This is a genomic window from Streptomyces sp. NPDC093591, assembly GCF_044764885.1.
Taxonomy (GTDB): domain Bacteria; phylum Actinomycetota; class Actinomycetes; order Streptomycetales; family Streptomycetaceae; genus Streptomyces.
The window spans coordinates 58399-72653 of the sequence record NZ_JBIWIY010000023.1; the positions used below are offsets into that span (position 1 = coordinate 58399).

The 14255-nt window shown below is 71.3% G+C and carries 9 protein-coding genes; 7 read left to right on the forward strand and 2 right to left on the reverse strand.

What is annotated here, in order from left to right; all coding sequences use genetic code 11:
- Positions 1 to 92: 92 nt before the first annotated feature.
- The 3 genes from ACIREI_RS39120 (at position 93) to ACIREI_RS39130 (ending at position 2210) form a co-directional block, all read left to right on the forward strand.
- Positions 93 to 716 carry a TetR/AcrR family transcriptional regulator gene (locus ACIREI_RS39120; RefSeq protein WP_403343980.1) on the forward strand — a complete coding sequence of 208 codons (624 nt, stop codon included), beginning with the start codon at positions 93 to 95 and terminating at the stop codon, positions 714 to 716.
- Between the two features lie 82 nt (positions 717 to 798).
- On the forward strand, positions 799 to 1500 hold the full coding sequence (locus tag ACIREI_RS39125) for a ribonuclease HII (RefSeq protein WP_403343709.1): 702 nt from the start codon (positions 799 to 801) through the stop codon (positions 1498 to 1500).
- 68 nt (positions 1501 to 1568) lie between these two features.
- Positions 1569 to 2210 (forward strand): hypothetical protein, encoded by a 642-nt coding sequence (locus ACIREI_RS39130; RefSeq protein ID WP_403343711.1) that lies wholly within the window; start codon positions 1569 to 1571, stop codon positions 2208 to 2210.
- A 440-nt stretch (positions 2211 to 2650) separates the two neighbouring features.
- Here the strand turns inward: ACIREI_RS39130 and ACIREI_RS39135 are convergent, their stop codons facing one another.
- A complete protein-coding gene (locus tag ACIREI_RS39135) occupies positions 2651 to 3286 on the reverse strand; it encodes a hypothetical protein (RefSeq protein WP_403343713.1) in 636 nt (211 codons plus the stop codon).
- Positions 3287 to 3742: 456 nt separating this feature from the next.
- On the reverse strand, positions 3743 to 5908 hold the full coding sequence (locus ACIREI_RS39140; RefSeq protein WP_403343716.1) for a RecQ family ATP-dependent DNA helicase: 2166 nt from the start codon (positions 5906 to 5908) through the stop codon (positions 3743 to 3745).
- Between the two features lie 346 nt (positions 5909 to 6254).
- Here ACIREI_RS39140 and ACIREI_RS39145 point away from each other — a divergent pair, with 346 nt between their 5' ends.
- From ACIREI_RS39145 to ACIREI_RS39160, 4 genes are all read left to right on the forward strand, one after another.
- On the forward strand, positions 6255 to 8069 hold the full coding sequence (locus ACIREI_RS39145) for a DUF4192 domain-containing protein (protein ID WP_403343718.1): 1815 nt from the start codon (positions 6255 to 6257) through the stop codon (positions 8067 to 8069).
- A gap of 1082 nt (positions 8070 to 9151) precedes the next feature.
- Positions 9152 to 11071 carry a glycogen debranching N-terminal domain-containing protein gene (locus ACIREI_RS39150; RefSeq protein WP_403343720.1) on the forward strand — a complete coding sequence of 640 codons (1920 nt, stop codon included), beginning with the start codon at positions 9152 to 9154 and terminating at the stop codon, positions 11069 to 11071.
- A 131-nt stretch (positions 11072 to 11202) separates the two neighbouring features.
- Positions 11203 to 11961 carry an NUDIX domain-containing protein gene (locus ACIREI_RS39155; RefSeq protein WP_403343722.1) on the forward strand — a complete coding sequence of 253 codons (759 nt, stop codon included), beginning with the start codon at positions 11203 to 11205 and terminating at the stop codon, positions 11959 to 11961.
- A 167-nt stretch (positions 11962 to 12128) separates the two neighbouring features.
- The gene (locus ACIREI_RS39160; protein ID WP_403343725.1) at positions 12129 to 14141 is read left to right on the forward strand and encodes an ATP-binding cassette domain-containing protein; all 2013 of its coding nucleotides are present in this window, start codon (positions 12129 to 12131) and stop codon (positions 14139 to 14141) included.
- The last annotated feature ends 114 nt before the right edge of the window (positions 14142 to 14255 follow it).

Genomic DNA, 14255 nt, shown 5'->3' on the forward strand with positions numbered 1-14255 from the left:
TGGTGTCATCGCGCGCTGAATCCTCCGCAGTTGCCGCGCGGTGCGCCCCTGTCCCCGGTTCCCCGCTCCCCTTGTTCGTTGGAGATGCTCAGATGGTTACCTCGCGCTGGACGGCCGCCCCCGCTCGGACGGCCTCCCTCCGTCGGCGCGGCGCCGTACTCGAACGCGCGATCCTCGATGCTGCGCTGGAACAGCTCAGCACCGTCGGATGGAACGGCCTCACCATGGAGGGTGTCGCCGCCGGCGCCCAGACCGGCAAGGCCGCCGTCTATCGCCGCTGGCCGTCCAAGGAGGACCTCGTCGCCGATGCGCTGCGTGCCGGACTGCCGAGCTTCGAGACCGCTCCCGACCTGGGGAGCGTGCGTGAGGATCTGCTCGAACTGTGCCGGCAGACGCGAGAGGCGATGTTCTCGCGCCCCGGTTTCGCCCTGCGATCGGTGATTCACGAATGCGACAGGCTCCAGGCCGAACGCTTCCATGGGGTGATCTTCGAGGGTGTCGTGGAGCCGACGATCAGGTTGCTCCGTGAGGTCATCACCCGCGGGATTGAGCGGGAAGAGGTGCGAGCCGACGCGGCGAACAGTTACGTCTTCGATGCCATTCCGGCGATGATGATGTACCGATCAAAGATGTGCGCGAGCGAATGGAATGATCGGGATCTGGAGGAGATGATCGACCAGCTGATGGTTCCACTGCTCCGTCCGGCAGGTCTCTGAACCATCGCTGTATCCGCCTGGAGGTTGCTTCGGTGAACCAGGGTGTCGAAGCAGGTTCCGGGCGGCGTACGCTAAGGGCGCCATGCCGTACGAACCGCCTACTCACACCGTCGAGCGCTCCCTTCGAGCCATGACCGGAGCGAAGATCATTGCCGGTGTCGACGAGGTCGGGCGCGGTGCCTGGGCCGGCCCCGTCACCGTCTGCGCGGCGGTCACCGGACTGCGCCGGCCTCCCACAGGTCTCACCGACTCCAAGCTGCTCACCGTCAAACGGCGCACCGAGCTCGCCGAGGAGTTGCGGACGTGGGTGACCTCGTTCTCCCTCGGGCATGCCTCGCCGGAGGAGATCGACGATCTCGGGATGACGGCCGCGCTGCGGCTAGCGGCGGTGCGCGCTCTGGAGACGTTGCCGGTTCGCCCTGACGCCGTGATCCTCGACGGGAAGCACGACTATCTCGGGACGCCCTGGAAGGTCCGTACGGTGATCAAGGGGGACCGGTCGTGCGTGGCCGTCGCGGCGGCCTCGGTGATCGCCAAGGTTCAGCGCGACAAAATGATGGCCGAACTGGGTATCGACCATGCAGACTTCGGTTTTGCGGACAACGCCGGGTATCCATCGCCCGTGCACAAGGCCGCACTGGCGGAGCGGGGGCCCACCCCGTACCACCGGTTGTCGTGGGCGTATCTTGATGCGCTGCCTCAGTGGCGGCACCTCAAGAAGGTCCGCAGCTGGGTGGAAGGAAGCGTTCCGGAGATCGAGGGGCAGCTCGGCTTCGATTTCTGACGATTCCGCTCGCACTTGTGTGCCACCCGCCGATGCGAGCCGTACCAGCGTTTGATAAACATCAGCTCATGCCTCTCATTCCCGAGGAGCCTCAGATTCACGAGAGTGCCCAGGGTCCCCGCGCCACTCCGGCCAGCGGCCGCACTGCGCCGACCCCCCGCCCCGTACCCGGCCCCCGTCCCGCGGCTCCGTCGCGTCCCGGCCGACCCGGGCCCCCGCGGCCCGCGCCGCCGGCGCAACGTGCGCCACGTGACGTGGCCGTGGCCAAGCCCGGACCGTCGGGCCCTGTTGCCCCTGCCGCCTCAGCCCCGGCTGCGGCGACCCCGCAGATCCAGCTGATCCCGGCCTCGCCCGAGGGAGCGCTCGACGCTGCCGAGGAAGCCGTCGACCTGCTCCTGGAGTCGGGTCGTGCCCCTGGCGACGTGCTGGTGATCACCACGGGTGAACTGCACCCATGGGCCGCCCATGAGCTGTCCTTCGGCGAAAGCTCCTACTGGGCGCAGCACGACGCGGGTGACGATGTCTTCTACGCCGATGCCTCCGTTGCGGGCCGTGCCGCGGCGCGTCCCGTGGTCGTGGTCGCCGTCAACGGCGGTCCCGACACCGCTGCCGCCACCGCCCTGCCCATGGCCCTCGGCCAGGCAGGTGCCCTGCTGATCGTCTGCGGCGACCCGCAGCGCATCAACTCGGTGCTGGGCGCGGGCGTCTGAGCCGGTTCCGGCTCGTGTGGCTCCTGTGGGGGACACTCCGCAGGACACCGGGGAGAAGGCGCCTCTGAGGCGGCGTCCGCACGGCGGGGCATCCAGCGTGCGCGGACACGCGGAGCGTTCGCCGTGCGCAGGCTCCGTTGGTTCGGGGCGTGCCCACGTCCTGCCGAAGCATGGCCGTGGGACGTCAGGACGCGTGGCCGGCGCGACTTGCGTGGCGTACGACGTTGCGAATGTGCCTGCGAGGGAAACAGCGCGACCGGTTCATCTAGTGAGCTGTCGCGGTCCACGTCCCTTTGGGCGGGTTCCCCGGCAGGGTGCTCGTGGTGCTGGGGGAGGCTTGGGCGCGGCGGACTTGCCGTCGTAGCCGGGCCGTCGTGTCGCGCACTCAGTACGGCGTCACTGTGCCGTTGCCGTCCGGCTGGGAACTCCTGTCAGTGCCCTCAGCGAGCCGCCGCGCGCCGCAGGACCTCCGAGGCCGCGCCGCCGGTGCGTGGCAGCGGGGGCGGCGACTCGGATGTGGCGAAGGGCTCCGGCGATGAGTCGGCGTTGGGCCGGCGGCCGCCGCGTCCCTCGCCGAGGACCTGCCAGCCGTCACGGGTCAACGTGATGTACGCCCCGCAGCGCAGGCCGTGCAGGGTGCAGGCGTCACGCAGTCCCCACATCCACGCACCGTCCTCCTCCGTCCAACGGGCGTCGCCCTCGCGGCAGTAGAGCAGTACCGCGGTGCGTACCGGAGTTCGGCGCCGCAGGTCGTGCGGGATGACGCGGCGCAACTGGGCGAGCAGCGCGTTGCGGAACATCCAGCCGTCGGCCGGAGCCGGGCGGCGGGTGAAGGAGGCGCTCGCCCGCAGCCGCTCGTCCGCGTCGAGCACGGCCACGATCGCGGTCGCCGGCCCGGGGCGGTGCCGTGAGTGCAGACCGCTGACGACCTCGCGGGGGTTGCGCAGCAGCGGGATTCCCGCGGCAGCCCACTCCGCGGGTTCGAGCATGCGGGCCAGGGGGTTGGCGGATGCGGCGGACAGGTCGGCTGACGTCGACATGGATGCCGCGGAGGACGGAGCGAATCCGAAGGTCACGGTCCTCCCTTCGGCTACGCGCCCACACTGCGGGCGAGGTCGGATTCGGGGGAGCGCACACCGCAGCAGAGCCCTACCGGATCACGGACGAGCCGTGCGGGGAGCGGACTTCAATTCTTCCTGGCGAACCTGAATGCGGCAACGAGCAATTGGGGCCACCGACCGATATCTGGTGGTGCGCGGGTTATATCCCTACCCACTGCGTCACCGTGCGACGCGCGGGATGACCGTGCACCACCAGGTCGCGCGGCGTTGATGCATGGGGCCCGAGCGTGATCCAGTGTGGGCTGGGGTTCGTGCCGCACGGAAGTCTAGGGCGGATGTCTCGGACGGGTATCCCGTGTGACATGCGCGTATTCCGTGCGCCATGCGCGCGACGGGCATGCGATCAACCTGCACGGCCAGGACCATCACTCCGGCACGGTCGGCACCATCACTCCGGCATGGCCAGGCCGATCACCCCTGCATGGCCAGGATCAGCGGCATAACCCCCTGTGCACCGGCGCGTCGGAGCATGCGGGCCGCGACCGCCAGGGTCCACCCGGTCTCGGTGAAGTCGTCCACCAGCAGCACTGGCCCCCGGGTCTCGGTCAGGGCCGATGCCAGGGTGGGCGGCACGGTCAGCGAGCCGTCCAGTGCCTTGAGACGCTGGGCGCTGTTGCTCCGTGAGGCCTGTGGTGACTCGCCGGTGTATTGGAGCGAGCCCAGTAGTGGGAGTCTGCCGACCTCTGCGATGCGTGCGCCCAGTGAGTTGATCAGTTGTGGGCGCGTGCGTGAGGCGACCGTGACGACGCCGACCGGGCGCGGTGGGGCGTCCTGGGCCCCGGAGGCCCAACCGCCCGGTCCCTTCGCCCAGTCGACCAGTACACCCACGACCGCCTTGGCCACGTCGTCGGGCACGGGCCCGTCCGGGGCGTGGGGTGCGAGCATCGGTCGCAGCCGGTTGCCCCAGCCGATGTCCGACAGTCGTCCCAACGCCCGCCCCGGAGCTGCCTGTTCACCGGCCGGGATGCGTCCCTTGAGGTCGACGCCGATCGCCGGCAGACCGGTCGGCCACATGCGGCGCGGCTCGACCTCGACTCCCGCCCGGCCGAGGTCGACGCGCGCGGCGTCCAGCGCAACCGGGGAAGTATCAGCGGTGAAGCGCGCCCCCGCGCAGTTGTCGCAGCGACCGCAGGCGCTGGCCCCCTCGTCGTCCAGCTGACGCTGCAGGAACTCCATCCGGCAGCCCGTCGTCGAGGCGTACTCGCGCATCGCCTGCTGCTCGGCCTTGCGCTGCTGAGCGACCCAGTCGTACCGCTCGGCCTCGTACGTCCATGGCTGTCCGGTCGCGATCCATCCGCCCTTGACCCGCCGGACCGCTCCGTCCACGTCGAGGACCTTGAGCATGGTCTCCAGGCGGGAACGGCGAAGCTCCACCAAGGGCTCCAGGGCGGGCAGCGACAGGGGCCTTTCCGCCCGCGCGAGGACGTCGAGAGTACGGCGCACCAGGTCCTCCGAGGGGAAGGCGAGCGAGGCGAAGTACTGCCAGATCGCCTCGTCCTCCTGGCCTGGAAGGAGGAGCACCTCGGCGTGCTCCACGCCGCGGCCCGCGCGGCCGACCTGCTGGTAGTAGGCAATGGGAGAGGAAGGCGAACCGAGGTGCACCACGAAGCCGAGGTCCGGCTTGTCGAAGCCCATGCCCAGCGCGGAGGTGGCGACCAGGGCCTTGACCTTGTTGCCGAGCAGGTCGTCCTCGGCCTGCTGACGGTCGGCGTTCTCCGTCTTGCCGGTGTACGAGGCGACCGTGTGACCGCGATGCCGCAGGAAGGCCGTGACCTCCTCGGCGGCGGCCACCGTGAGCGTGTAGATGATCCCCGAGCCCGGTAGTTCGTCGAGGTGGTCGGCGAGCCATGCCATACGGTGCGCGGCGTCCGGTAGTCGCAGCACACTCAGGCTCAGGCTGTCCCGGTCCAGTGGTCCACGCAGCACCAAAGCGTCCGAGGTGCCCCCCGTGCCGAGTTGCTCGGCGACATCGGCGGTCACCCGTGCGTTGGCGGTAGCAGTCGTCGCGAGTACGGGAACGCCGGGCGGGAGGTCGGAGAGCATGGTGCGCAGTCGCCGGTAGTCGGGCCGGAAGTCGTGGCCCCAGTCCGAGATGCAGTGCGCCTCGTCCACCACGAGAAGACCGGTCGCCGCGGCCAGCTTGGGCAGGACCTGGTCGCGGAAATCCGGGTTGTTGAGGCGTTCCGGGGAGACCAGCAGCACATCGACGTCGCCTGCGGCGATCTCGTCCTGAATGGTGTCCCATTCCTCGGTGTTGGAGGAGTTGATGGTCCGTGCGTGGATCCCGGCACGGGCCGCCGCCTCGACCTGGTTGCGCATCAGCGCGAGCAACGGGGAGACGATCACGGTCGGTCCGCTGCCACTGGCCCGCAGCAGCGACGTGGCCACGAAGTAGACCGCGGACTTACCCCACCCCGTGCGCTGCACGACCAGGGCCCGCCGTCTGTCGGCGACCAGTGCCTCGATCGCCCGCCACTGGTCCTCACGCAGCCGGGCCGCGCCGGTGGTGTCCCCGACGAGGCGTGCGAGGACCGCGTCGGCGGCCGCCCGGAGATCCGCGTTGCTCGTGTGCTCCATGCCTCCCATACAACAGGACGCCACTGACAGAGGGGGCCGGGCGGGGGTGGCATGTGGATTTCGGGCCGGACGGCGTGCGGCGGGCCCAAGGTTGCGGAGGCTGGGGTTGGCGGGCGGGTGCCGCCACAGCTGTAGTGGTAGTGCGGCTGACCCTTGCTGGCCAGGGCCAGGGCCAGGGCCAGGGCCAGGGCCAGGGCCAGGGCCGGAAGGGAACCAGTGCCAGGGCAGGGGTCGCGGCCGGGTGGGGGAGCGGCGGTCGACCCTCGCTGTGCCGTGCTGTCGTGTCCCTGATCGGACTTATCCACAGGGCAAAGCGGAAGCTCGTGATCCGCGAGATCGTCTGCGCATGACGAACCACAGCGAAGCGACTGGATCTCCCGAAAATGACGGCAACGGGGGCAGTGAGCAGCACCTCGCCCCACGGGCAATCGAACCGAACGATGTATCCGGCGGGCCGAGCGTGCCTGGCGTGCATGACGGGCGTGACACGCACGACGTGCCTGACGCGCAGGAGGTACACGAGGCGCAGGAGGTGCACGAGGCGCACGGGGCGCAGCAAAGCTGTGAGGTGCGGGCTGGACATGACAAGCACCCAGGGCTCGCGCAACAAGCGGACCAACCCGACTGCACCGCCTACGAAGGCCACCTGGCCGAGCACCAGGTCACCCTGCGCACCCCGGCCGAGCTGGCCGACGCAGTGCCGTATCTCCTCGGGTACCGCCCCGAGGACAGCCTCGTGCTCGTCGCTCTGCACGACAGGGATGGCCGCGGCAGGTTCGGTGGCAGGGCCCGGCTCGGCATTCCCGCGAGTACGGACGACTGGGACGCCGCGGCCAGGCAGCTGGCCCACGGGCTGGTGAGCGGAAGCGAGCGCAGGGGAGCCCCTGCCGAGCAGATGGTCGCCTTCCTCTGCCAGGAACCGGCGAAGGGTGAGACGGGCCGACAGGTCATGGAACGGCTGCGGCCACTGGCCCAGAAGATGCGCGTCGCCTGCGGCAACCTGGACGTCCCGGTGATCGAGGCCCTGTGTATCTCCGACGGTCGTTTTTGGTCGTACTGCTGCGACAAGGCGGAGTGCTGCCCGCCCGAGGGTCAGCCGATGGGCTTGCCAGGCACGTCCGTGTTGGCCGCCGCGGCCACCTACGCCGGGCTTCAGGTGCGCGGCACGCTGCGTGAGTTGCAGGCAAGGCTGTTGCCCTGGGAGACCGCCGCCGCCCTGGAACAGGAGATCGCCCTGGACACCGTCGGTATGGCGCTGGTCCCCAGGATCCTCGACGACGCGACACGCACAGGCGTGGCCGAGGAGACTCTGGAGCTCGCCGAGCGGCTCCTGGACCGGTTCGCCGCGGCCCCGCCCGTGTCCGGAACGCTCACCGCGGATCTCCGTGACGACGAACTGCTCGGACACGACGAAGCCGCGAGGCTCATCCTGGGCCTGCAGGACCGCTCGACCCGCGATCGCGCGGCCGAGTGGATGGAGGGTGACGAGGCCGGCCCGGCCCTACGGCTCTGGCGAGCGCTGGCCCGCCGCTGCGTCGGACCGTACCGCGAGTACGCCGCGCCGCCCCTCACCCTCGCCGGGTGGGTCGCCTGGTCCACCGGCGACGATCTGGAGGCCCGAGAAGCCCTTGCCATGGCCCTCGGCGCTGACACCGACTACCTCTTCGCGCGCCTCCTGCACCAGGCCTGCAACGAGGGGTTGGATCCCGAGTCGATTCGCCGTTGCCTGCGCGCCGAACGCGTGGGCCGTGAGGGGATGGGTGCCGGTCGGCTCGACAGGCCGACGGCCGCAGAAGAACCGGGGCAGAGCGCGGCAGTTGAATCCAAGCCGATGTCTGATCCGGGCGATCGCCGCCGGTCTCGGCACGATGTAGGTTCGGCCGGCCGTATCCCGCGCTCCGCAAGGGGCACCGGGCGAGAGCGAGCTACGAGCGTCTCGCGCCCGCGTACCCCGGCAGGCACGCATCCCGGTGCCCCGCGGCCTGGTGGCACGGCCGCGGGTATCTCCAAGGGCACGGCTGCGCGCACGCCGAGGAGCGTGGTTCCGCCTACTTCGAAGAGCACGTCTCCCCACACCGCAAGGAAGGGAACTGCGCGTCGGAGCGGGACCCGTCCGGACGGTGTGCGTCCCGGAAACGCCTCCGCCGAGGGGGAGGCGTGAGCCTTTACGGGCAGAGCACTCACCGATGGTGTCGGGGCGGCGGTCGTAGCGGGCAGCGCACTGATCGATGCCGTGGAGGTGACGGCAGTCGCGGTCCGAGGCGCGAGCACCGACAGGGGAGCGGCGTCCGTTGTGGTGTCCACGAGTTTCTCCGTGTTCCCGGTGTCCCCGAGTTGCTCCATGCTCCAGGTGCCCGCGAGTTGCTCCATGGGCCGGGTACCCACGAGCAGCTCCATGATCCAACTCCATACGAGCAACCCCGTGACCCCAGTCGCCACAACCGGCAAATCCCGCCCCAAAGCTCGTACCGAGAACGGCACCGACCCCGTGGGCGCTTCGGCGCTCCGCAGGACCTCAGTCTCCATGGCGACCTCGGTGAACGCGGTGACCGCTCAGCGCGGTTACCCCATCACGGGCGTGACCTGGAGGAGTCCCTCCCCGTTCACCTGAGTGGCGGAACGCCTGGACTGGATGTACCGCCGCACCACCCCTGTCTCCCCGGGTCCCCCAGCCGGCGCCGCACATGCCCGAGGCGCAACGAGCACAGAGGAAGCCGTCCCATGCCCCAGCCGCCCCCCGCCTCCCCGGGGCCCGCCTCCCCAGCCCCCGCCTTCCCAGCCCCCGCCTTCCCAGCCGGCGACGATCGCTCGACAACCGGTGGTCCCGTACCGTCACCCAGGCGGGATACGGAGCTGTCCCCCATCGGCACCGGAGCGGAGCGTGACACGTCCGGGTTTCTCAGCGAGGCCACCAGCAGTTCCCCGCAGGTCGGCGAAGGCTGGTCTCCGGCGGCCTCGGCGGGGCAGGGGCGGGTCTCTGCCCGATCGGCGGACCGGAGCCCTCCCCTTGTCTGGCGGCCGACGGGGGGCCAGGACAGTCGCTCCTACCGGTGGGAAGGACAGGCCGGGCTCCCTGTTCAGCCGACAAGGAGGAGTCCCTCACCGTCGTGTCCCCCGAGCCAGGGCTCGAAGCCGCCGCCACCCGCCGACCACGCACGACGCTCCCGCCCGCCTCAGGGCACCCCATCCGCTCAGCCGTCGACCGCTGGCCGGTCGGCCGATCTGCCGCCCACGCACGACGCCATGATCTGCGTGGCCCTCCCGGGCCTCGCCATCTCGACGGACCAGGGGCAGTTGACGGGCCGGGGGCTCGAGGGGTTCTACCGTGCGGGCCGACGCATGCTCTCGCGCTGTCAGATCCGTGTGGCCGGACGCGAGCCGCTCCCGGTCCAAGCCCGGCTCACAGCGGCCGACCGTGCCCGCTTCGTGGGCACGCTGCGTACTTCCCCGCAGGCGGGCCCGGACCCGGACGTCGTCGTCGAGCGAACCCGTCACGCGGACGGTACCGAGCGGATCACGCTGCACAGTGCGGCCGTCCGCCCGCTGCGTGTGCCGGTCGAGGTCGCTCTGGGCACGGACTTGGCCGACCTCGGGGCGATCGCGTGCGGCAAGTCGGGACCGGAACTGTCGGCCACGGTCCACGATTCCGGCCTGCGCTGGTCGTCCGCCCATGGGAACTCGATCGTGACGGCCGACCCGTCGCCCGCCGACGCGCTGGCCTCCGCGGGGCTGCTGCGCTGGGAGTTCATACTGCCGCCGGGCGGCAGCGCGAGCATCGAACTGCGCGTGCGTCCGGACGGGACGGGACCCCTGCGGGCCGTGGGCCGGGCGGCGACGAGCCCGCTGACTCCCGCGCGGGCAGCCGGTGACGATCCCAGGGTGGAGGCGCTGCTTCGGACGAGCATCGAGGACCTCCAGGCCCTCCTGCTGCGGGACCCCGCGCATCCAGCCGACACCCACTTGGCCGCGGGGGTGCCGTGGCGCTGCGGCCTGGCCCCCGCCGAGGCCCTCGCCGCGGCCCGGATGACCCTGCCCCTGGGCACCCGGCTCGCCGTAGGCACGCTGCGCACCCTCGCCCGCACCCAACTCCGAGGCCAGGGACCGCAGTCCGGCATGATCCCCGGGCCGATACGGGACGCGGGTCCGCATCTGCCACCGGGTTGCACCGGCACGGAAGCCACGTTGCTCTTCCCCGTGCTGCTCGCGGAGGCCCGGCGCTGGGGGCTTTCCGAACCGGAGACGGAGGAACTCCTCCCGGCGGCCGAGCGGTGTCTGACCTGGCTGCGGATGAGTGCGGACGACGGCACGTATCTGCGGGACCCACGCTCCGGCGGACCCGTCCGCTGCGAGACCCAGGCGCACGCCCACCGTGCCGCACTGCTCGGCGCCGATCTCCTCGACGCCTGCGGTAGACCGGGCGGTGTCGAACTGCGGCAGTGGGCCCGCGCCCTGCGGGCGGCGTTCCGTGCGGACTTCTGGATCGACGAGGTGGGCGGCGGCCGCCCCGCGGCAGCCCGATCCCCGGACGGACACCACGTGCCGCATCTCGGCGCCGCCGCCGTCCACCTCCTCGACACCGGCCTGCTGGGTGGGGGAGAGCAGGCCGCCGGTCTGCTCGACAAGGTGCAGACCGAACAACTCGCCCGGCTGCTCGGCGGGCCCGCCATGGACTCGGGATGGGGGCTTCGCGGGCTGAGCGCGAAGGAGGCGGGGCACAACCCCTTCGGCCACCGCAGTGGTGCCGTGCGAGTCCACGAGACGGCGCTCGCCGTCGCGGGCCTGGCGGCAGCCGACTACGAGAAGGAGGCGAGCACGCTGCTGCGGGGCCTGCTGGGCGCGGCAGAGGCGTTCGGTCATCGGCTGCCCGAGATGTACGCGGGGGAGCGGCGCACTGATCAAGGGGCTCCCCTCCCGCATCCGGCGGCCTGCCGCCCCGCGGCCACGGCAGCGGCAGCCGGGGTGCTGCTGTTGACCACGCTCGCGGGCGTCCGCCCGGACTCCCCCGCGGGGACGGTCACCCTGCGGCCCGTGCGCAGTGCGCCGCTGGGCGAGATCGTCCTGACGGGCCTTCGGGTCGCCGGCGCCCCCTTCTCGGTGCGGGTCAGCCGACTGGGTCTCGCCATGGTCGAGGAGGCGGCCGACGGCCTGCAATTGCGAGCTTGACCTCGTACGACGCCGCACGGCACGACAAGCGACCGGGGTGGTTGGGCTGATTTCGGGCCGAATTGGATCAGCCACCGATGGGGCTGACGAACTGGAGTGTTTATCGTCAGGCAGACGACTATGATCGCCGCATGCCCTACGACCCGTCAGCCTTTCCGCCCTTTGCCGTCACCGTGGATCTGGTCGTGCTGACCGTGCGCCGCCACGCCCTGTGCGCGCTGGCGGTGCGCAGGGGCGAACCGCCGTTCCAGGGGCGCTGGGCACTGCCCGGCGGGTTCGTGCGGGCCGACGAGGACCTGGCGCAGGCCGCCGCGCGTGAGCTGGCCGAGGAGACCGGGCTGCGCGCCCACGACCCCTCCGTTCCCGCGCAGGACAACGGCGCACACTTGGAGCAGCTCGCGACATACGGCGACCCCAAGCGCGACCCCCGGATGCGGGTGGTCAGTGTCGCGCACCTGGCGCTGGCGCCCGATCTGCCCGCACCCCGCGCGGGAGGCGATGCCAGCAACGCCCGCTGGGCGCCGGTCGACGAGTTGCTGCAGCAGGGCGGTTACGGCCGGGACGGCGAACCGGTCGCGCCGCTCGCCTTCGATCACGCGCAGATCCTGGCCGACGGCGTGGAACGCGCCCGCTCCAAGATCGAGTACTCCTCACTGGCCACGGCGTTCTGCCCCACCGAGTTCACTGTCGGCGAGCTTCGCCGTGTCTACGAGGCGGTGTGGGGCGTGGCGCTCGACCCCCGCAACTTCCACCGCAAGGTGACGGGCACGCCGGGCTTCCTCGTGCCCACCGGAGGCACCACCACACGCCAGGGCGGCCGCCCCGCCCAGCTCTTCCGGGCCGGCGGAGCCACGCTGCTCAACCCCCCGATGCTGCGCCCGGAGGTCTGACGCGAAAGTCCCGGCCGGGATGCCGAGCCGGGGCGCTGGGCCGGACCGGACGACACCGGTCGTGCTCGCGGACGAAGGGCGAACAGGGGTCCGAGCGAGCCGATCTGCGCAGGGAGCGGGCCGTGCGCTGCCTGAAAAAACGGACATAGCGCGCTATCTTGCTTTGAGTGATCCAGGCCATCGGACTGACCAGCAACCCTCGCAAGGAGCTTCCTCCCGCCGTCGACGACGTTTCCTTCGAGGCGCACGCGGGACGTGTCACCGCGCTGCTCGGGGCGCCGGGAGCAGGCAAGACGACGGTGCTCAGACTCATGCTCGAACTCCAACAGGGCCGTGGGATCACCTACTTCAGAGGCCGTCCCCTCCATCGCATCGCCCACCCGTCGCGCGAGGTCGGTGTGCTCCTCGGCGATGTTCCCGGCCATCCGGCCCGCACGGTCCGCGGCCATCTGCGCATGCTGTGCGCCGCCGCCGGCGTTCCGGCACGACGCGCCGACGAGGTTCTGGAGGTGGTCGGTCTCGTCAGCCTGCGCGACGAACGCCTGGACACGCTCTCGCGCGGCATGGACCGCCGCCTCGGTCTGGCCTGTGTGCTGCTGGCCGACCCGCACACACTCGTGCTCGACGATCCGACGGAAGGGCTCTCGGCCCGCGAGTGCCGCTGGCTGTACGGCATGCTGCGCGCGCACGCGACCCAGGGCGGCACGGTCCTGCTGACCACGGCTGACCCCAAGGCGGCCGCGCGCACCGCCGACCGGGTCGTCGCCCTGGAGCAGGGCAGACTCGTGGCCGACCTGGACGCCGCCGACTTCGCCCGCACCCGACTGCGCCCCCGGGTCGCCGTCCGTACTCCGCACGCCTCCCGCCTCGCCGCGCTGCTCACCAAGGAGGCACGCACGGCACAGCGCTCCATCGAGGTCGTACGCGAGAGCGGCAACTGCCTCTCGGTGTACGGCAGCACGTGCGCCGACGTCGGCGAGACCGCGTTCCGTCACGGAATCCTCGTGCACCAACTCGCCGACGAAATCGGCGACATGGGGCCTGGCCCCGAGCAGGACCCCTCAACCGGGCCGCGGTCGGACCACGTGCGGCAAACGACGAACGGCAAGTGGGTCGCAGCCCGCGGTGGTGGGCACACGGTCCCCACGCCCTCGGTGGCGGACGACGGGGTGCCCCCGGCCGACGAGCGCCCAGCAACCCCCGAGGCGCCGCTGACGCCGGACGGAGAGCCAGTCACGGCCGCTGGGCAGGAGGCCTCAGCAGAGGCCCCGCAGGCGCCCACGGGCGAGCCGCGACCCGCTGACGCACTCCCAGACGATCGGCCTTCGTCCCAGGCCGCCGGTTCGCGGGCGGCCACCCCCGCTGTCGAAGCCCTCCCCGATCTCCCGCCTCCCATCTCCGTCCGCCCCGCCCCCAGCCCCCTCCGGCCCCTCCGCTACGAACTCCGTCGCGCCGCCGGCGTCGGCACGGGGTTCCTCACCGGCGCCGCCGTACTGGTGGTGTCCGCCCTCACCGCCGTACTGCTGGCCCGTGTCGGACACACTCCGCAGCCGCGCCTGCTGGTCGCGTGGCCGCAGGAGCTGCCGCTGCCGCCCGCGGCGCTCGGCGCCGGGCTGCTCGGCGCGATCGCGTTCGGCGACGAGTTCCGCCACCCCGCCCTGGCCGCGGATCGCGGCACTGTCCCCCGTCGGCTGGGGCTCCTGGCCGCGAAGCTCCTCGTCGCCTCCGCCACCGCGCTGGTTCTGGCCTTCCTCACCGTGGGCTGCAATGCCGAAGTGCTCTATCTCGTCTACGGACGGGAGCTCGCGGAAGTTCCCGCCGACTGGCTTTCGCTGAGCGCGAGTTGGACCGGCCTCGTGATCGGGTGCGCTTGGGCCGGCGTGCTGGCCGCGGGCCTGTTCCGGTCGACCACGGCCGGGCTCGCGGCGGTGGTCGCCGTGCCCATCGTCGTCGTACCCCTCGTACAAAAGGTGCTGGAGGGTCCGTCTGTGCGGACGGCGGCCGGGTTTCCCCTGCGGCTGCGTGAGGTCCTCCTGTCGCAGTGGCCGTTCGGGGGAGAGCGCTATCTGGCCGCCGTCGCGCGCGTGATCGCCCAACCCGTCGGCGGCGCACTGACGTTGTCGCTGGCCACGCTGCTCTGCGCTTATCTCCTCACGACCGTGCGGAGCCGGGTCCGATGACGACCGCCCCTGCGCTTCTGGGTCCCGTCGTGTGCACAACTCCCCGGGGAGAGCCCATTTCTTTCCGATAAGGCGTCAATTGCGACGGGGTGAGCGATCACCCTTTCGTGTGCT

Excerpts from the sequence above, each read along its gene's own strand:
- ACIREI_RS39120 (WP_403343980.1), top strand. The coding sequence starts at position 93 with ATGGTTACCTCGCGCTGGACGGCCGCCCCCGCTCGGACGGCCTCCCTC.
- ACIREI_RS39125 (WP_403343709.1), top strand. The coding sequence starts at position 799 with ATGCCGTACGAACCGCCTACTCACACCGTCGAGCGCTCCCTTCGAGCC.
- ACIREI_RS39130 (WP_403343711.1), top strand. The coding sequence starts at position 1,569 with ATGCCTCTCATTCCCGAGGAGCCTCAGATTCACGAGAGTGCCCAGGGT.
- ACIREI_RS39140 (WP_403343716.1), bottom strand. The coding sequence starts at position 5,908 with ATGGAGCACACGAGCAACGCGGATCTCCGGGCGGCCGCCGACGCGGTC.
- ACIREI_RS39145 (WP_403343718.1), top strand. The coding sequence starts at position 6,255 with ATGACGAACCACAGCGAAGCGACTGGATCTCCCGAAAATGACGGCAAC.
- ACIREI_RS39150 (WP_403343720.1), top strand. The coding sequence starts at position 9,152 with ATGATCTGCGTGGCCCTCCCGGGCCTCGCCATCTCGACGGACCAGGGG.
- ACIREI_RS39155 (WP_403343722.1), top strand. The coding sequence starts at position 11,203 with ATGCCCTACGACCCGTCAGCCTTTCCGCCCTTTGCCGTCACCGTGGAT.